Origin of the sequence: Curtobacterium sp. VKM Ac-2852 (assembly GCF_013205045.1) — a bacterium.
Taxonomy (GTDB): domain Bacteria; phylum Actinomycetota; class Actinomycetes; order Actinomycetales; family Microbacteriaceae; genus Curtobacterium; species Curtobacterium flaccumfaciens.
On sequence record NZ_JABMLI010000004.1, the window covers coordinates 195,898 to 213,054 of the forward strand.

Here is a 17,157-nt window from a genome sequence, read left to right on the forward strand (position 1 = left end):
ACGGATGCAGTTGGGCACACGCTGGAACGTGGGTGGGGAGCCGCCTGCGCGACTGCCCGAGACCATGGTCGTCGCCGTGCGCGGGGTCGAGGACGAGCTCGCGGCGGAGTCCGTCGACACGGCGACGTGGGGCTGGACCCTGACCTTCCTGGAGGGCAAGCCGATCGTCGAGCTCGACGACGGCACCTCGATCCACCTCGACGCGCTCGGGCACGCCCAGGTGACGAACCCCGACGACGCGGGCGAAGAGGACTAGCGCGCGGCGCGGTTCGCGACGCGCGCGGCGCGGTTCGCGGCGCGCGCGGCGCGGTTTGCTTGGAGTGCAGAAATGGTCGGGTCCCCGGTGGGGACCCGACCATTTCTGCTCACGATGCGGGCGCCCCAGCCGGGGAGCGCCCGCGTGATCGCCGAGGGATCAGGACTCGGCGAGCCAGGTGCCGAGGACCTCGTTCACCTCGGCGGTGTGCGTGGTGAGCAGGCCGTGCGGGGCGCCCTCGATCTCGACGTACTTCGCCGCGGGCAGTGCCTGGGTGAAGCGTCGGCCGGTGGCGTCGATGGGCAGGATGTTGTCCGACGTGCCGTGTACGATCAGGGCGGGGACGGTGACCTTCGGGATGTCCTGGCGGAAGTCGGTCGGCCAGGTCAGGGGTGCGGCCGCGGACGCGATGGAGCCGGAGCCGGCCGCGATGTTCCAGGCGTTGCGGACCTGCTCCTCGGAGATGCGGGTGCCGAGGTTCTCCGACAGGTTGAAGAAGTCCTGGTAGAAGTTCGTGAAGTACGCGTAGCGGTCCTTCGCCACGTCGGCGGCGATGCCCTCGAAGAACGACATCGGGCCGGCGCCGTCGGGGTTGTCGTCGGTGATGGCGAGGAACGGCTCGAGCGAGGCGAGGAACGCGACCTTCGCGATCCGGTCCTCACCGTGGCGGCCGATGTAGCGAGCGATCTCGCCGGTGCCCATCGAGAAGCCGACGAGGATCACGTCGCGCAGGTCGAGGGTCTCGAGGACCGTGTGCAGGTCGTCGGCGAAGGTGTCGTAGTCGTAGCCGGTGGACGGCTGCGAGGACTGGCCGAAGCCGCGGCGGTCGTACGTGATGACGCGGTAGCCGGCCTCGAGGAGCATCGGGACCTGCCCCTCCCACGAGTTGCCGTCGAGGGGGAAGCCGTGGATCAGCACGATCGGCTGCCCCTGGCCCTTGTCCTCGTAGTGGAGTTCGATGTCGACGCTGTTCTCGGTTCCGACGGTGATGGCACCCATGATCGTTCCTTCCCTGAGTATCGCGGAGAACGATCGTTCTCCGCCGATGTGGACTACAGTAGAGAACGCCCGTTCCCGGCGCAAGTCGAGAACGGTGAACACTCAGGGAACGGGGTACACACATGGCCACCAGCACCGTCGAGCCGGACGTCCGAGCACACATCGTCGAGGTCGCGGACCAGCTGTTCTACACGCGCGGGATCCAGTCCGTGGGGATGGACGAGATCCGCACGGGCGCAGGGGTCTCCCTCAAGAAGCTGTACGCGGCGTTCCCCGGCAAGGAGCAGCTCATCGCCGCGGTGCTCGCCGGCCGCCACGACATGTGGGAGCAGGGTGTCCACGGCGCGGTCGAGGCTGCGGCCAGCCCGCGTGACAAGCTCCTGGCGGTCTACGACTTCCTCGAGTCGTGGTTCGGCGACGACACGTTCCGCGGCTGCGGGTTCATCAACGCGTTCGGCGAGCTCGGCGCGACCTCGCCCGCGGTCGCCGAGATCGCGCGCGAGCACAAGGACTCGTTCCAGCAGTTCGTGCAGCGGCTCACCGCCGAGGTCGTCGCCGACCCCGATAACGCCGAGGAACTCGCCGCGCAGCTCGCACTGCTCGCCGAGGGCGCGCAGACCACCGCGGCCATCGCCGGCACCACGGCGCCGGCCGCGCATGCGCGCCGTGCCGCGGTGACCCTGATCGACGCCGCGATGCGCTGACACGCGACGCGGGGCGGTCTGGGCCCACGCCGCCGGTCCCGGTGCGACGCGCCAGCGGCGTGACGGCCGTGCCGGTGGGGGGAGGCCCGTGGCGGCGCCGCCACGGGCCTCCAGTCCGTCCGCTGGTCGCGCCGGGCGCGGGGGCGCTCGCCGGGCCGTTCCGGGCATACCTGGTCGTTCCGGGCGTACCGGGTCGGTTCTTTCGACCAGGTACGCCCGATTCCGCTTCCCAGTCCGGGTGTCATGGGAAGGAACGGACTCCAGCACCCGTGCATAGGGTGGGCAGATGGCAACCCCGTTCGACGTCCCGAGCACCCTCCCCTACGCCCTGCCGCCCTTCGGCGACGTGCGACTCGAGCACTACCGACCGGCGTTCGAGGCCGGCATGGCCGAGCAGCGCGCCGAGGTCGAGGCCATCGCCACCGACCCGCACGCCCCGACGGTCGAGAACACCCTGGTCGCACTCGAGCGATCCGGGCAGCTGCTGACCCGCGTCAGCCACGTGTTCTTCACGCTGTCGTCGGCCGACTCGACCCCGGAGCTGCACGACCTCGAGGCCGAGGTCTCCCCGCTCCTCGCCGCCCACCGCGACGCGATCACGCTCGACTCCCGCCTGTACGCCCGCGTGCAGGAGGTGCTCGGCGGCGCCGAGGCCGCCGGGCTGACCGGTGAGGCGCTGCGCCTGGTCGAGCGGACCCACGCCGAGATGACCCTGGCGGGCGCAGGCCTCGACGACGCGGGCAAGGAGCGCCTGACCGCGATCAACCAGGAGCTCTCGACCCTCACGACGACCTTCGAGCGGAACCTGCTCGAGGACACCAACGACTCCGCCGTGCACGTGACGAACGAGGACGAGCTCGAGGGGCTCGACGACGGGGCGAAGTCCGCCGCGGCCGCTGCTGCTGCCGACCGGGGCCTGGACGGCTGGCTCATCACGCTGCCGCTCTACACCGGACACCCGTGGCTGTCGTCACTGGCGAACCGTGACCTGCGCGAGCGGATCATGCGCGCCTCGCTCGCCCGCGGTCGTCGCGGCAACGAGTACGACAACCGCGACGTGCTGCTCCGCATCGTCCGGCTCCGCGCCGAGCGCGCCGAGCTGCTCGGGTTCCCGAACCACGCCGCCGTGGTCACCGCCGACGAGACGGCGAAGACCCCCGAGGCCGTCGACGGGCTGCTGTCTTCACTCGTCGGCGCCGCGGCACGGAACGCCGACGACGAGCGCGCGGTCCGGTCGCGCACGGTCGGGTTCGACATCGAGTCGTGGGACTGGGCGTACGCCACCGAGATCCTACGCGGCGAGCAGTTCGCCGCGGACAGCACCGCGCTCCGCCCGTACTTCGAGGCCGACCGGGTCCTGCACGACGGGGTCTTCCACGCCGCCGGCGCCCTGTACGGTCTGACCTTCTCCGAGCGCCCCGACCTGCGCGGCTACAACGACGAGGTCCGGGTCTTCGAGGTCACCGGCGACGACGGTGAGCCGGTGGGGCTGTACCTGCTCGACCTCTACACGCGTGACGGCAAGCGTGGCGGTGCGTGGATGAACCCGGTCGTCGAGCAGTCCGAGCTGCTCGGCACCCTGCCCGTCGTGGTCAACAACCTCAACGTCGCGAAGCCGTCCGCCGGCTCCCCCACCCTGCTCATCCAGGACGAGGTCGAGACGCTCTTCCACGAGTTCGGCCACGCCCTGCACGGTCTCATCGCCCGCACCACCTACCCGCGGTTCTCCGGCACGAACGTCGAGCGGGACTTCGTCGAGTTCCCGAGCCAGGTGAACGAGATGTGGCTGTCGTGGCCGTCCGTGCTGGCGAACTACGCGAAGCACCACGAGACCGGAGCACCCCTGCCGCCCGAGCTCGTCCTGGGGCTCAGCGAGTCCGAGGGGTTCAACGAGGGCTTCGGCACGACGGAGTACCTCGCCGCCGCACTGCTCGACCAGGCGTGGCACCGGCTCTCGGCAGCCGACGCCGCAGCGGTGACGTCCGTCGAAGACTTCGAGCGTTCGGCGTTGGAGTCCGCCGGCATCGCCGTCGAGGCCGTGCCGCCGCGCTACTCGTCGACGTACTTCGCGCACACGTTCTCGGGCGGGTACGACGCCGGGTACTACGGGTACATCTGGTCCGAGGTGCTCGACGCCGACACCGTGGAGTGGTTCCGCGACAACGGCGGGCTGGACCGTGCTGCTGGTCGACGCTTCGCGGAACGCCTGCTCGGGGTCGGCGGGGCGAAGGACCCGCTCGAGGCGTACCGGGACTTCCGCGGCCGCGACGCCGAGGTCGGCCCGCTGCTGCGGCGCCGCGGGCTGGAGTAGGCGCGGCGGCGCCACCGCGGCCGCGGCCGCGGGCACCGTACGCACAACCAAAGTCACCCCGAACCGCGCAACCGCGTTGTTCGGGGTGACTTTGGTTGTGCGCAGCGCTCCCGCGCCGGATCGCGCGACAACGCGCCTACGAAGACGGGCCCGCACGAGTCCGCGGGCCCGCCGGCACGGCAGCGCACGGCACCGCACGAACGACGAAGGCCCGCACCGATCACGGTGCGGGCCTTCGCGCTGAGGACGACGAAGCGGGCTACGCCGACTTCTCGACGCGCTTGGCCCGCGGCCGCGGCACGATCGTCGGCGCCGCGTTCTCGAGCACGGACTCGCGGGTGATCACCACGCGGGCGACGTCGTCGTCGGACGGGACGTCGAACATCACCGGGCCGAGGACCTCTTCGAGGATCGCACGGAGCCCGCGGGCACCCGTCTGGCGCAGCACCGCGAGGTCGGCGATGGCCTCGAGCGCACCCTGGTCGAACTCGAGCTCGACGCCGTCGATCTGGAACATCCGCTGGTACTGCTTCACCAGCGCGTTCTTCGGCTCGGTCAGGATCTGCATGAGCGCCGCCTGGTCGAGCTGCGACACCGTGGTGACGACGGGCAGACGACCGATGAACTCGGGGATCAGACCGAACTTGTGCAGGTCTTCCGGCAGCACCTCGGAGTACAAGTCCTGGTGGTCGGTCGCACTGTGCAGGGGTGCCCCGAAGCCGATCCCGCGCTTGCCGACGCGCGAGGACACGATGTCCTCGAGCCCGGCGAACGCACCCGCCACGATGAACAGCACGTTCGTCGTGTCGATCTGGATGAACTCCTGGTGCGGGTGCTTGCGGCCGCCCTGCGGCGGGACCGAGGCGACCGTGCCCTCGAGGATCTTGAGCAGCGCCTGCTGCACGCCTTCGCCCGAGACGTCGCGGGTGATCGACGGGTTCTCGGCCTTGCGGGCGATCTTGTCGACCTCGTCGATGTAGATGATGCCGGTCTCGGCGCGCTTCACGTCGTAGTCGGCGGCCTGGATGAGCTTGAGGAGGATGTTCTCGACGTCCTCGCCGACGTAGCCGGCCTCGGTCAGGGCGGTGGCGTCCGCGACGGCGAACGGCACGTTGAGACGCTTGGCCAGCGTCTGCGCCAGGTACGTCTTGCCGCAGCCGGTCGGACCGATGAGCAGGATGTTCGACTTGGCGATCTCGATGTCGTCGCGGTCTTCGGCGGCGGTGATCTGCCCCTGCGCCCGGATGCGCTTGTAGTGGTTGTAGACGGCCACGGCGAGGGCGCGCTTCGCCGGGTCCTGCCCGATGACGTACTCCTGCAGGAAGTCGAAGATCTCCCGCGGCTTGGGCAGTTCGAAGTCCCCGCTCGAGGTGTCCTCGCCGGCTTCGGCCAGACGTTCCTCGATGATCTCGTTGCAGAGCTCGACGCACTCGTCGCAGATGTAGACGCCCGGTCCGGCGATGAGCTGCTGGACCTGCTTCTGGCTCTTGCCGCAGAACGAGCACTTGAGGAGATCGCCGCTCTCTCCGATGCGTGCCATTCCCGTGCCTCCCTGATTGGACATGCCGGCCGCGCTGTCGCACCACCGCTGGTGCACCGCTGCTGGTGGGCACCTCGTCGTGGACACGAGCCTAACCGCAACCGGTGACACCGACCGCGATGCCCCTCCGGAATCCGCCCGCGCGTTCGCCCAGGGCGTGCGAGCCTGCTACGGTGATCCGGACTTCTCTACATCTTGTAGAACAGCAGGTGCAGAACCACCCCGGAAGGAACCCCATGCAGAAGCGTCTCGCCGCCGGCGGCGCCGTCACCCTCGGTGTCGCAGCCGTCATCGTTCTCGGCAGCGCCACGGCGGCCAGCGCACACGTGTCCGCCACGGCCACGTCGACGGCAGCGAACTCGTACACCACGGCGACCTTCTCGGTCCCGCACGGCTGCGACGGCTCCCCCACGACGAAGATCCAGTTCCAGGTGCCGGAGTCCGTCATCGAGGTCACGCCGACCGTGAACCCGAACTGGACGATCACGAAGGCGACCGAGCCCTACACCGACTCGTCGGCCTCGGCATCGGACGAGGACCACGCCGAGACGGCCGCCGAGCGCGTCACCAGCGTCACGTACACCGCGAAGACCCCCCTGCCCGCCGACGAGCGCGACACCTTCGCGCTCTCGTTCTCGCTGCCGGACGGCAAGGCCGGTGACCTCGTCGAGTTCCCCGCGATCCAGACCTGCGAGAAGGGCAGCGTCGAGTGGAACCAGGAGCAGAAGGCCGGCGAAGCCGAGCCCGAGCACCCGGCCCCCTCGATCACGCTGACCGCCGCCGAGGCGACGGACGACGACGGTGACCCGATCGCCGCGACCCCGACGGCCGAGGCCGCCAGCTCGACCGCCTCGAGCGACCCCGACCTGGTCGGTCGCTTCCTCGGCCTCGGCGGCCTGGTGCTCGGCGCCGTCGCCCTGGTCGTCGCCGTCGTCGGCACGCGTCGTCGGAGCTCCGCCAAGTGACGCAGCGCGGCTCGCGTCGGCCCCGGCCTCGGTCCTCTGCCTGGAGGCTCGTGGCCGGGACCGCCGCGGCCGTCGCGATCGCCGGTGGTGCGGTCCTCGGGCTCGCCGGTCCGGCCAGCGCGCACAACTACCTGATCTCGTCCGACCCGGAGGTCGGCGGCACCCTGACCGAGCTGCCGAAGACGTTCGACATCACGACGAACGACAGGCTGCTCGACATCGGCGACTCGGGGTCGGGCTTCGCGTTCCGCATCGTCGGCCCCGACGGCAGGTACTACGAGGACGGCTGCGTCGACGTCGAGGGGCCGTCGATGACCACGACCGCCGCACTCGGCGACTCGGGCAAGTACACCGTCGAGTGGCAGATCGTCTCCGCCGACGGGCACACCGTCTCCGACGAGTACCCCTTCACCTGGAAGGCGCCGTCGGGCTTCACCCCGGCCTCGGGTGCTGCGAAGCCCCCGACCTGCGCCACCGCTGGTGACGACGACGCCGGCTCGGACACCACCACCGGCACCGCCTCGGGATCGAGCGACTCGGCGGCGTCCGACGCGATCTGGATCGGCGCCGGTGGCGTCGTGCTGGTCGGCGTGGTCGTCGCGGTGCTGCTGCTCCTGCGCCGCAAGCCGGCCCCGGAGTCCGACGACACCGAGGACTGACCACCGCGCAACGACGAAGGCCCCGCACCGATCGGTGCGGGGCCTTCGTCGTTCCTGCTGGTGCTACTTGACGAGCGCCGGCAGGTTCTTGCGGCTGGTGAGGACCTGGTCGATCAGGCCGTACTCCACGGCTTCCTGCGCGGACATGATCTTGTCGCGCTCGATGTCGTGGTTGATCTCCTCCGGCGTCTTGTTGGAGTGCTTCGACAGCGTCTCCTCGAGCCAGGTACGCATGCGGAGGATCTCCGCCGCCTGGATCTCGATGTCCGACGCCTGACCGCCACCCTGCTGGGTCGCGGGCTGGTGGATCAGCACACGGGCGTTCGGCAGCGCGAGGCGCTTGCCGGGGGTACCACCGGCGAGCAGCACCGACGCGGCCGAGGCAGCCTGGCCGAGGCAGACCGTCTGGATCTGCGGACGGATGTACTGCATCGTGTCGTAGATCGCCGTCATCGCGGTGAACGAGCCACCGGGCGAGTTGATGTACATCACGATGTCGCGGTCGGGGTCCATCGACTCGAGCACGAGCAGCTGGGCCATGACGTCGTCAGCCGACGCGTCGTCGACCTGCACGCCGAGGAACACGATGCGGTCCTCGAACAGCTTGGCGTACGGGTCCTGGCGCTTGTAGCCGTAGGCCGTGCGCTCTTCGAAGCTCGGCAGGATGTACCGATTGGACGGAGCCGGGACGTTCTGCGCGCCACCGAGCATGGGGAGATGCATTCTCGTTTCCTTTTCTTCGGTGGTGATCAGGACTGGGCGTCGGGCTCGGCTGCGCTGGTGGGCGTCTCGCCGTCGCCGACGGTGCCACCACCGCCGATGACCTCAGCACTCGAGGCGCGGAGGTGGTCGACGAAGCCGTACTCGAGCGCTTCCTGCGCCGTGAACCAGTTGTCGCGGTCGTTGTCCTTGAGGATCTGCTCGACCGACTTGCCGGTCTGCTCGGCCGTGAGCTCCGCCATGCGCTGCTTCATGTCGAGGATGACCTTGGCCTGCGTCTGGATGTCGGCAGCGGTACCGCCGAAGCCACCGGACGGCTGGTGGAGCAGCACGCGCGCGTTCGGCGTGATGTAGCGCTTGCCGGGCGTGCCGGAGGACAGCAGGAACTGTCCCATCGACGCGGCGAGGCCGATGCCCACGGTGACGATGTCGTTCGGGACGAACTGCATCGTGTCGTAGATCGCCATGCCGGCGGTGATCGAACCACCGGGCGAGTTGATGTAGAGGTAGATGTCCTTCTCAGGGTCCTCGGCGGCGAGCAGCAGCAGCTTGGCTGCGATCTCGTTCGAGTTGTCGTCGCGGACCTCGGAGCCGAGCCACACGATCCGGTCTCTCAGAAGGCGGTCAAAAACACTGGGGTTCAGTGTTGCTTCGGCCATGGAAAAGCTCCCGTTCAGTTGTCGCTTGTTGTCGAACTTATCGGGTGCAACGCACCAGTTCTCGTCTGTTCGCTGTCGGCAATGCGAAGGTGCGGAAACGACGGACGGGAGGCGCGGTGCCAGCTGGCAACGCGCCTCCCGTCTTGCATGCTGGTGGCGTCGAGATCGTTACTCGGCGTCCCCTGCCGGCTCCTGCGCGACCCCCGCCGTGAAGGCGGACAGGTCGACGGCGTCGCCGTTGGTGTCCTTGACGGTCACCTTGGACAGGACGGTCGCGACCGCCTTCGAACGGGCGACCTCGCCGACCATGCCGGGGATCTGGCCGTTCTGGTCGATGACCTTAATGAACTCGGCCGGCTCCATGCCGTACTGCGCGGCGGCCTGGATGAGGTACTGGGTCAGTTCCTCCTGCGAGACCTGGATCTCTTCCTTCTCGGCGATCGCGTCGAGGAGGATCTGCGAGCGGAAGGCGGTCTCGCTGGACTCGGAGACCTCCTTGCGGTGCTCCTCGTCCTCGAGGCGGTTCTCCTGCTCGAGGTGACGGTGCACCTCGTCGGCGATGAGCTGCTCCGAGATCGGGATGTTGACGTCCTCGGTGAGCTTCTCGACGAGCTTGTCGCGAGCCGCGGCGCCCTGACCGAAGGTCTTGGACTTCGCGATCTGCTCCTTGAGGTCAGCCTTGAGCTCGTCGATGGTGTCGAACTGGCTGGCGATCTGGGCGAACTCGTCGTCGGCCTCGGGGAGCTCGCGCTCCTTGACGGCGGTGACGGTGACGGCGATCTGGGCGGTCTCGCCCTCGCGGTCGCCACCGACGAGCTTCGACTCGAAGGTCGTCGACTCACCGGCGGTCAGGGACTCGAGCGCCTCGTCGATGCCCTCGAGCAGGTCGCCGGAGCCGATCTCGTAGGAGACGCCGGTGGCCGAGTCGACCTCGTCGTCGCCGATGCTGGCGGTGAGGTCGATCTGCGCGAAGTCGCCGGTCTTCGCCGGACGGTCGACCGTCACGAGCGTGCCGAAGCGGGTGCGGAGGTTCTGCAGTTCCTCTTCGATCTCGTCGTCGGACACCTCGACGGCGTCGACGGTGAGCTCGTACGAGGAGTAGTCCGGCAGGTCGAACTCGGGGCGGACGTCGACCTCGAAGGTGAGGACGAGGTCGCCGGTGAAGTCCGCGACGTTCGGCAGTTCGGCGACGTCGGCCTCGGCACGGCCGAGGATGCGCAGCTCCTGCTCTTCGACCGCCTGGCGGTAGAAGTTGTCGATGGCGTCACCGACGGCGTGGTTCAGGACCTCGCCGCGGCCGACGCGCTGGTCGACGATCGCCGGCGGGACCTTGCCCTTGCGGAAGCCGGGGATGTTGATCTGCTCGGCGATGTGCTTGTAGGCGTGGTCGATGCTCGGCTTGAGATCGTCCGGCGTCACGTTCACGGTGAGCTTGACGCGGGTGTCGCTCACCTTGTCGACGGTGCTGGTGGCCAAGGGATGTTCTCCTGTTGGTTGACGTTCGTGTGGTCGGTGGTGCTCGGAGGACCTGGTCGGGGCGACAGGATTTGAACCTGCGACCTCCCGCTCCCAAAGCGGGCGCTCTACCAAGCTGAGCTACGCCCCGTTGCTTCGTGCCAGGGATCAGCCGCGCACGCCGAGGGGCGCATGCGACCCCGGTGAGTCTAGCGGTCCGACGGCGCGCTGTTCCCGGGGGTTGCTCAGTCGTCCTCCGCGGCGCGTCGCAGACCCCGCCGCCACCGGATCCCGACGGCCACCTGGACCCCGAGGGCGGCCACCGCGAGCAACAGTCCGACGACGATCCGCCAGACGTGCAGCAGTGCGTGCGCGGGCTGCGACTGCGGGTCGCCGAACAGGTCGGGGCGCAGGGACAGGACCGCGGCGGCGAGGACCACCAGCACGTACGAGACCACCCGCGACCAGCGGATGGTGCGCTCCGCACCGGCGTCCGGCTTCGGGATGACGCGCGTCGGCATGTCGGTGCTCGTTCGTCCGCTACGATGGTCGGGCTGCGCCTGGTGCGCAGGCGCGGGGATGTAGCTCAATGGTAGAGCCCCAGTCTTCCAAACTGGCTACGCGGGTTCGATTCCCGTCATCCCCTCCACAACCTTTCCGTCAGGGGTCGGCGAATTCCAGGGTGATCTGCGAGGTACCCGCCGTCCTTCGGGAACAGCGACGTCGCCCACGGCACCGAGCCGATCGCCACTCGTGCCGGGATCGCACCCCGGCGCTATGGGTGCCGAGACCCGCGGACGAGGGCTATCGGGAGCCGACTCTGAGCCATACTCTCGCTCGCGTGAACAAGCACCTCTCCTTCGCCGTCATGGCGCTCGCGGCTGTCAGCATCGTCGCGAGCACGGCAGCACTGCCGGCGGGCGCGGCGTCCGCTGCCCCTACCCGGACCACCGCGACCGGCGAACCGACGCCCACGGCGACCGTGAAGAAGTCGAAGCGAATCAAGAAGGCCGAGAAGCGGGTCCTCGCTGAACTGCCCGATGCGCCGATCTGGGAGGGCCTGACGGTCAACGGGGTCAAGGTCAGCAAGCGTGTGATCTGCGTAGACCGCGCGTGGGCTCCGGGCGGCGGACCGGACGACAAGGGCGGCAACGCCGGGTACGTCGTGGTCAAGTTCCCCAAGAAGAAGAGCGGCAAGGTGAAGCTCGGCGACCCGCAAGACGGGTTCTGCGCCGACTACGCGCCCCCTGCTCCGGCGGCCAAGGTCCACGTTCCGAAGAAGCTCGAGAAGAAGAAGGGCCTGCTGGTCAGCACCAAGTTCGGAGACGAGTGGCCGCTGACGGTGCCCTACGCGGTCGTGCGCTGCAAGAACATCACCGCGGGCGGCATGGATTTGAACGTCGTGACACTCAAGGCTCCCGACGGCACCCGCTACGCGGTCAACGGCACCGCACAGGACCACACGTCGTACCCGGAAATCGACCCCATCTGGGCACCGAATCCTGACGTCGACGGGTTGAGGATCGACATCTCGCCCGTGCTCGAAGCGGGTCTGAAGCTCTGCAAGTAGCACGGGACCGATCCGTCTGCACGGTGTGACTCCGGCGACGGATGCCCGCCAGCCTCAGAGCGCTCCGAGCGGCGCTTCTCCGACTTCCTTCCGCAGCATCCGGTACTGCTGCTCCCAACCGGGAGTGCCGCGTCCAGCGACGTGCAGCGCGGTCCGGACGGCTCCGAGCGCACGGTCGAGTGCACCGGGCTCGTCGTCCGCGTCGACACCGATCGAGAAGGTGAGCGTGCCGGTCGACAGGTCAGCGGTCAGGTCCTGGTCGTGGACGTCGTCGAGGTCGAAGAGTGCGTCCGCGATGGCGTCGAAGTCCGCTGCGAGGGCTGCGCGCGGATCGTCCGCTGCCCCGAGTTGCGCCACGCACTCGAGCCGCACGAGGTAGTTCGTCATCACGTTCTCCTGTCCTCACAGCCCGTTCGCGCGAGCCGATACTTCAGATGCACAACGTACCAGGGGTTCGACGGCGTCAAGTGGACCGTGTGCAGGTGTTCGCCGCACGGGCAGTACGCCTTGTAGTACTTCCTCCCCTTCGCGAAGCGCCATCCCCGTGCCTCTGCCCCGCGCATGACCAGTTCGATGTCCTTCTTGGGATGTCGTGGTCGTTCGACCATCGCCACCTCCCCTCCACACCTTCGACGGTAGGGAGCAGGACCGCGACACCGGGGCCCACCGTCGATGCCTGTGGGGAGCATCGCGATCGACGGACCTGTGGAGGAGTGATGGTCGGTGGCACGCGCGTCAGGGGCCGGCGAACTCCAGGGTGATCTCCGGGGAGTCGCCGAGATCCACCCGGGCACGCTTCCGCTCCGCCGCACGCAACGGCACGAGGTAGCCGCCGTCCTTCGGGAACAGCGACGTCGTCCACGTCACCGCGCCGATCGTCACGCGTGCCGGGATCACACCCCACCCGTAGGTGAGCACCGGCGCGAGGTCAGCGATGACCTCGGCGGCGTCCGGCGGCACGACGGCGAAGAAGAACGGTGACGGGCCGCGCCACTCGATCACCTCGCCGCGGAACTCGAGCTCCATGCGGCGATCGTACGGCCGCGGACCTCGCACGGTGCGAGGGGCGCCGAACTCCGTGCGAGGTTCCGCACTCGGTGCGACGGGCGCGGGCTCGCACCGAGTGCACAACCTCGCACCAGGCGAACCCTGGGCCCGCCCTCGCACCACGCCGCGGGAGCCGGGCTTGCGGGACCCGGACGACGGACGCGCCCCGCGCCTCCAGGCCGGAGCCGGGGAGCACGGGGCGCGAGCCGCCGTCAGGACGGACGCGTCAGCGGTACGACGCGGCCTGTCCGTAGAGCACCTTGGTGAAGGAGGAGACGTAGGCGGACTCGTCGCCTCCCGGCAGGTTGTACGTCATGAAGACGCCGTACCCGTCGGCCTTCGTGCGCTGTGCGAGCGACACCGCCGTCGCCTGCGGGGTGTTCTGGATGTCGACCGCAGCGGCGGAGACCTTCGACTTCGGCAGGCCCGGGATCGTCGGCGCCGTGTAGGTGCCGTAGTACGGGTTCCAGGCGTAGTCGAGCTTGCCGCCGATCGACGGGCTCGCGGTCTTCAGGGCGTCGGACGACGGGCCGATGTCGTAGAACGAGATGATCTTGCCCGGCATGTCCGCCCGCAGGGCACTGATGAGCCAGCCGATGGACTGCTGGTTCGGCTGCGGGGTGCCGTTCACGCCGTAGTCCGAGTACTCGTCGTCCAGGTCCACGCCGTCGAGTCCGTACTTCTTGACCGTTGCCGAGACCTGCGCCGCGAAGTCCCGCGCCGCGGCCTTCGTCGGGAAGTTCGCGAGGCCGGCTCCCTGGTGGTTGCCGAGCACCGAGAGCGTGACCTTGATGCCCTTGGCCTGCAACGGGCGGATCTGCGTGGCGGCCTGGTCGAGGGTCCGCTGCACGTTCTCGTTCTTGTACAGGACCGCCTTGCCGTCCTCGTAGTTGATGTTCGCGGCGAAGATGATCGCCACGTCGAACGCGTTCGCGCCGTTCGCCAGCGTGTACCGACCGACGTTGGCGAGCTCGTCGTTGTTCACCTCGACGTAGGCGATGCTCGTCGGCCCCGACTTGGCGGGCGCAGCGTGGTGACCGTGACCCTGCCCACCACCGTGGGACGCACCGTGCCCGTGCCCGTGGCTGGACCCGGACGAGGAGGGCGCCGCGGATGCCGCGGCGGGCACCAGTGGTGCCGCGAGCATGGCGACCAGTGCGGTCGCGATGCTGAACTTCGTGGACTGCTTCATGTGGTTCCTCCTTGGGTGGGACGGTCGGTCAGTCGGTCGGTCGGTCAGTTGCGCGGGAACCGGAAGGTGCGGACCTCGTAGGCGTCGACGGCGAACGAGGACGCGGCCGCGTCGGACGACGCCCCGGCGTCACCGAGCGGTTCCTCGAGCAGGGTCACCTCGACGGCAGCGCCGAAGGTCGCCTCGTCGGCCGAGACCGCGATGGCCCCGGTCCCCCGCTGCCCGGACGGCTCGTAGACGCGCACGACCATGTCGCCCGACCGGTCGTCGGCGAGCTTGACACTCGACAGCACGACGTCGCCGGACACCTGCACCAGCGGCTCGAAGCCGTGCGCCCCGGTGATGGTCCGCGCGCCCGCGTTCATCCGCACGCCGGCCGACGTGGCTCCGAGCTGGTCGGTGCCGATGACGATGCCGTACCGGTGCGTCTGCACGCCCTGGTCGGTCTCGGGGTCCGGGAACCGCGGTGCCCGCAGCAGCGACAGCCGCACGGTGGTGGTGACGTGCCCGTCGACGGCGTCGCGCGTGGTGTCGAAGCCGTGGATCGAGTCGTTCACGAGCGCGACACCGAAGCCGGGCTCGGCCACCAGCACGTAGCGGTGCATCGAGGTCTCAAACTTCGCGGCCTCCCACGAGGTGTTCGTGTGCGTCACCCGCTTCTGCGCGCCGAACTGCGTCTCGGCGACGGTCTGCTCGGCGCGGACGTCGAGCGGGAACGCCACCTTGAGGAACTTCTCGGTCTCGTGCCAGTCGGTCACCTGGTCGAACTCCAGGGTGCGGGATCCCGGCGCCAGGACGATCTCCTGCGTCACCGTCGAGTCACCGAACGCCCGGGACACGACGACCCGTGCGACCCCGGACTCGTCGACCGACGCGGTCAGCCCGGTGGTCGACACGAGGTCCTCGGCGCGGTTGCGGTAGTACCGGTCGACGTCCCACGCGTCCCACATGTTCGGGAAGTCCTGGTGCAGCTGCAGCAGGTTCGCCGCCTGGCCGGCCGTGATCGCCTCGCGCCCGCTCGCCAGGTCGACGGCGCTCGTCACGAGCCCCCGCGCGTCGACGACGACCCGCACCAGGTCGTTCGCCAGCACGTACCCGCCGTCCCGCTCGGTCAGGGACACGACGGTCGCCGCCGCCACGTCGGTCGCCAGGACGGCACCCTGCGCGGGTGCACCGGCCTGGAGGAACGGGGCCGGGTTCACGACGACGGCCGCGTCCCCGGTGCCGGCGAGCGCCGAGAGCGCCTGGTCGATGATCGTGGTCAGCGCCGCGGCCGTCTCGGCGTACCGCTCGACCGCTTCGCGGTGCACCCACGCGATCGAGGTGCCCGGCAGGATGTCGTGGAACTGCTGGAGCAGGACCTGCTGCCACAGGGCGTCGAGCTCGTCGTACGGGTAGGCGAAGTCGGTGCGGGCGGCGGCGGTCGCGGCCCAGAGCTCGGCCTCGATGAGCAGCTGCTCGCACCGGCGGTTGCCCTGCTTCGTGCCGTGCTGCGACGTGAGCGTGGCCCGGTGCAGCTCGAGGTACAGCTCCCCCACCCACACTGGCGGATCGGTCAGCTCGGACTTCGCCCGGTCGAAGAACGTGTCCGGGTGCTCCCAGCGGACCTTCGCGCTGCCCTCGAGGTCCGCCAACCGTGCGGCGGTGCCGGTCATCTCGCGGGTGGTGCCACCGCCGCCGTCGCCCCAGCCGACCGGGGCGATCGAGCCCGTCGCGAGTCGGTTCTCGCGGAACTGGCGGGAGGCCTTCGCGACCTCGCTGCCGGACAACCGCGAGTTGTAGGTGTCCATCGACGGGAAGTGCGAGAACACCCGCGACCCGTCGATGCCCTCCCACAGGAACGTGTGGTGCGGGAACTTGTTGACCTGGTTCCACGAGATCTTCTGCGTGAAGAACCACTCGAAGCCCGCACGGCGCATGAGCTGCGGCAGCGCCGGCGAGTACCCGAAGCTGTCCGGCAGCCAGACGCCCTTGGGTCGGATGCCGAACTCGCGCTCGAAGAACCGCTGGCCCTGCGAGAACTGCCGGACGATGCTCTCGCCGGTCGGCATCACGGTGTCGGACTCGACCCACATGCCGCCGATCGGCAGGAACCGGCCGGCCTCGACCGCGGCCGTGACCCGGGCGTAGACCTCGGGGCGGTGCTCCTTGATCCACGCGTACTGCTGCGCGCTCGACATGCCGTACAGGAAGTCGTCGGTCTGGTCGATGAGCTCGGTCATGGTCGACGTGGTGCGGGCGACCTTGCGGATGGTCTCGCGCACGGGCCACAGCCAGGCGGAGTCGATGTGGGCGTGCCCGACGGCCGAGATCGTGTGCGCCGAGGCCTCGGCGGGAGCGGCCAGCACCTCGGCGAGCGCCGCACGGGCGTCTCCGGCGGTCTCCGGGATGTGCTGCAGGTCGAGCGCGTCGAGGGCGTCGTCGAGGGCCTGCAGGATCCGCATGCGTCGGGGTCCGGCGGGCAGTTCGGCCTGCAGTTCGAGCAGGACGTCGATGTCGAGGGCGAGTTCGTGCACCTCGGACTCGAAGACGGCGAGCTCCATCCGGCGGGTGGCGTAGAGGCGCTTCGAGGACGAGGTCTGCACGTCGCCCTCCTGCGTCGGCAGGAAGGGGTGGTAGTCGAGCAGGACGGGGTTCGACGCGGCCTCGACGAACAGTTCGACGGTCTCGCTGCCTTCGGCCCGCTCGGTGACCAGGACCCACTGGTTGCGCGGGTTGATCGACTTCACGGGGGTGCCGTCGGCCAGGTACACGAGTCCCTCGCACTGGAACCCGGGCATGTTCTTGTCGAAGCCGAGGTCGATCACGGCCTCCACCCGGCGTCCGGACCACTCGGTCGGCACGGTCCCGGTCAACCGGAACCACGTCGTGCCCCAGGCCGCACCCCACGGAGTGCCGACCTCGTAGGGCTCGAACGTGAGCGCGAGCCCCTCGGTCGGCGGGACCGGCTCCCCCGGCAGCTCGTGCCAGGCGACCTGGAGGGCCGTCGTGGTCGCGTGCACCGCGGGGGTGATCCGCTCGTCGAGCACCCGTCGGGCGCGTCCGGTGGTGAGGGGGATGTCGTCGTGCATGGGGCCTTC

16 protein-coding genes and 2 tRNA genes are annotated in these 17,157 nt (G+C 69.4%); 7 read left to right on the forward strand and 11 right to left on the reverse strand.

The window, feature by feature from the left end; all coding sequences use genetic code 11:
• The first annotated feature begins 4 nt into the window (after positions 1 to 4).
• Positions 5 to 256, forward strand: coding sequence for a hypothetical protein (locus HQQ79_RS15950; protein ID WP_027464702.1), 252 nt, complete (start codon positions 5 to 7; stop codon positions 254 to 256).
• Between the two features lie 159 nt (positions 257 to 415).
• On the opposite strand, the gene HQQ79_RS15955 is transcribed toward HQQ79_RS15950, so the two are convergent.
• A complete protein-coding gene (locus HQQ79_RS15955; protein WP_027464701.1) occupies positions 416 to 1,255 on the reverse strand; it encodes an alpha/beta fold hydrolase in 840 nt (279 codons plus the stop codon).
• 122 nt (positions 1,256 to 1,377) lie between these two features.
• Here HQQ79_RS15955 and HQQ79_RS15960 point away from each other — a divergent pair, with 122 nt between their 5' ends.
• Both HQQ79_RS15960 and HQQ79_RS15965 read left to right on the forward strand, forming a co-directional pair.
• The gene (locus tag HQQ79_RS15960) at positions 1,378 to 1,959 is read left to right on the forward strand and encodes a TetR/AcrR family transcriptional regulator (protein WP_173035596.1); all 582 of its coding nucleotides are present in this window, start codon (positions 1,378 to 1,380) and stop codon (positions 1,957 to 1,959) included.
• A gap of 286 nt (positions 1,960 to 2,245) precedes the next feature.
• Positions 2,246 to 4,270, forward strand: a complete 2,025-nt coding sequence (locus tag HQQ79_RS15965) for a M3 family metallopeptidase (RefSeq protein WP_173035598.1) — start codon at positions 2,246 to 2,248, stop codon at positions 4,268 to 4,270.
• 259 nt (positions 4,271 to 4,529) lie between these two features.
• On the opposite strand, the gene clpX is transcribed toward HQQ79_RS15965, so the two are convergent.
• Positions 4,530 to 5,810, reverse strand: coding sequence for an ATP-dependent Clp protease ATP-binding subunit ClpX (gene clpX / locus HQQ79_RS15970; RefSeq protein ID WP_017886000.1), 1,281 nt, complete (start codon positions 5,808 to 5,810; stop codon positions 4,530 to 4,532).
• 236 nt (positions 5,811 to 6,046) lie between these two features.
• Here clpX and HQQ79_RS15975 point away from each other — a divergent pair, with 236 nt between their 5' ends.
• Together HQQ79_RS15975 and HQQ79_RS15980 are read left to right on the forward strand one after the other, a co-directional pair.
• Positions 6,047 to 6,775, forward strand: a complete 729-nt coding sequence (locus tag HQQ79_RS15975) for a YcnI family protein (RefSeq protein ID WP_173035600.1) — start codon at positions 6,047 to 6,049, stop codon at positions 6,773 to 6,775.
• A gap of 50 nt (positions 6,776 to 6,825) precedes the next feature.
• On the forward strand, positions 6,826 to 7,434 hold the full coding sequence (locus tag HQQ79_RS15980; protein WP_173035602.1) for a copper resistance CopC family protein: 609 nt from the start codon (positions 6,826 to 6,828) through the stop codon (positions 7,432 to 7,434).
• Between the two features lie 63 nt (positions 7,435 to 7,497).
• On the opposite strand, the gene HQQ79_RS15985 is transcribed toward HQQ79_RS15980, so the two are convergent.
• From HQQ79_RS15985 to HQQ79_RS16005, 5 genes are all read right to left on the reverse strand, one after another.
• Complete coding sequence (locus tag HQQ79_RS15985) at positions 7,498 to 8,157, reverse strand: ATP-dependent Clp protease proteolytic subunit (protein WP_027464696.1); 660 nt, start codon at positions 8,155 to 8,157, stop codon at positions 7,498 to 7,500.
• Positions 8,158 to 8,183: 26 nt separating this feature from the next.
• Positions 8,184 to 8,813 carry an ATP-dependent Clp protease proteolytic subunit gene (locus HQQ79_RS15990; protein ID WP_035807635.1) on the reverse strand — a complete coding sequence of 210 codons (630 nt, stop codon included), beginning with the start codon at positions 8,811 to 8,813 and terminating at the stop codon, positions 8,184 to 8,186.
• A gap of 168 nt (positions 8,814 to 8,981) precedes the next feature.
• Positions 8,982 to 10,289, reverse strand: coding sequence for a trigger factor (gene tig / locus HQQ79_RS15995; RefSeq protein WP_027464695.1), 1,308 nt, complete (start codon positions 10,287 to 10,289; stop codon positions 8,982 to 8,984).
• A 53-nt stretch (positions 10,290 to 10,342) separates the two neighbouring features.
• A tRNA-Pro gene (locus HQQ79_RS16000) sits at positions 10,343 to 10,419 on the reverse strand.
• Between the two features lie 94 nt (positions 10,420 to 10,513).
• Entirely contained in the window at positions 10,514 to 10,789 is a 276-nt protein-coding gene (locus HQQ79_RS16005) for a hypothetical protein (RefSeq protein ID WP_111054863.1), read from the reverse strand.
• 54 nt (positions 10,790 to 10,843) lie between these two features.
• Between HQQ79_RS16005 and HQQ79_RS16010 the strand changes: the two genes are divergently transcribed.
• Both HQQ79_RS16010 and HQQ79_RS16015 read left to right on the forward strand, forming a co-directional pair.
• Positions 10,844 to 10,917: transfer RNA gene (locus HQQ79_RS16010), tRNA-Gly, on the forward strand.
• A gap of 192 nt (positions 10,918 to 11,109) precedes the next feature.
• Entirely contained in the window at positions 11,110 to 11,838 is a 729-nt protein-coding gene (locus HQQ79_RS16015) for a DUF2511 domain-containing protein (RefSeq protein WP_367948116.1), read from the forward strand.
• Positions 11,839 to 11,892: 54 nt separating this feature from the next.
• On the opposite strand, the gene HQQ79_RS16020 is transcribed toward HQQ79_RS16015, so the two are convergent.
• From HQQ79_RS16020 to HQQ79_RS16035, 4 genes are all read right to left on the reverse strand, one after another.
• Positions 11,893 to 12,225, reverse strand: coding sequence for a hypothetical protein (locus HQQ79_RS16020; protein ID WP_173035606.1), 333 nt, complete (start codon positions 12,223 to 12,225; stop codon positions 11,893 to 11,895).
• Positions 12,226 to 12,573: 348 nt separating this feature from the next.
• On the reverse strand, positions 12,574 to 12,864 hold the full coding sequence (locus tag HQQ79_RS16025; RefSeq protein WP_173035608.1) for a DUF1905 domain-containing protein: 291 nt from the start codon (positions 12,862 to 12,864) through the stop codon (positions 12,574 to 12,576).
• Between the two features lie 247 nt (positions 12,865 to 13,111).
• Positions 13,112 to 14,077 (reverse strand): endo-beta-N-acetylglucosaminidase H, encoded by a 966-nt coding sequence (locus HQQ79_RS16030; protein ID WP_173035610.1) that lies wholly within the window; start codon positions 14,075 to 14,077, stop codon positions 13,112 to 13,114.
• A gap of 44 nt (positions 14,078 to 14,121) precedes the next feature.
• Positions 14,122 to 17,148, reverse strand: a complete 3,027-nt coding sequence (locus tag HQQ79_RS16035) for a glycoside hydrolase family 38 C-terminal domain-containing protein (protein WP_173035612.1) — start codon at positions 17,146 to 17,148, stop codon at positions 14,122 to 14,124.
• Positions 17,149 to 17,157: the final 9 nt, after the last annotated feature.

Bases quoted from the DNA above. Each gene is read 5' to 3' on its own strand.
- HQQ79_RS15955 (WP_027464701.1), bottom strand. From the start codon at position 1,255: ATGGGTGCCATCACCGTCGGAACCGAGAACAGCGTCGACATCGAACTC.
- HQQ79_RS15975 (WP_173035600.1), top strand. From the start codon at position 6,047: ATGCAGAAGCGTCTCGCCGCCGGCGGCGCCGTCACCCTCGGTGTCGCA.
- HQQ79_RS15965 (WP_173035598.1), top strand. From the start codon at position 2,246: ATGGCAACCCCGTTCGACGTCCCGAGCACCCTCCCCTACGCCCTGCCG.
- HQQ79_RS15985 (WP_027464696.1), bottom strand. From the start codon at position 8,157: ATGCATCTCCCCATGCTCGGTGGCGCGCAGAACGTCCCGGCTCCGTCC.
- HQQ79_RS15950 (WP_027464702.1), top strand. From the start codon at position 5: ATGCAGTTGGGCACACGCTGGAACGTGGGTGGGGAGCCGCCTGCGCGA.
- HQQ79_RS16005 (WP_111054863.1), bottom strand. From the start codon at position 10,789: ATGCCGACGCGCGTCATCCCGAAGCCGGACGCCGGTGCGGAGCGCACC.
- HQQ79_RS15960 (WP_173035596.1), top strand. From the start codon at position 1,378: ATGGCCACCAGCACCGTCGAGCCGGACGTCCGAGCACACATCGTCGAG.
- HQQ79_RS15990 (WP_035807635.1), bottom strand. From the start codon at position 8,813: ATGGCCGAAGCAACACTGAACCCCAGTGTTTTTGACCGCCTTCTGAGA.
- HQQ79_RS16035 (WP_173035612.1), bottom strand. From the start codon at position 17,148: ATGCACGACGACATCCCCCTCACCACCGGACGCGCCCGACGGGTGCTC.
- HQQ79_RS16025 (WP_173035608.1), bottom strand. From the start codon at position 12,864: ATGGAGCTCGAGTTCCGCGGCGAGGTGATCGAGTGGCGCGGCCCGTCA.
- clpX (WP_017886000.1), bottom strand. From the start codon at position 5,810: ATGGCACGCATCGGAGAGAGCGGCGATCTCCTCAAGTGCTCGTTCTGC.
- HQQ79_RS16020 (WP_173035606.1), bottom strand. From the start codon at position 12,225: ATGACGAACTACCTCGTGCGGCTCGAGTGCGTGGCGCAACTCGGGGCA.
- HQQ79_RS16030 (WP_173035610.1), bottom strand. From the start codon at position 14,077: ATGAAGCAGTCCACGAAGTTCAGCATCGCGACCGCACTGGTCGCCATG.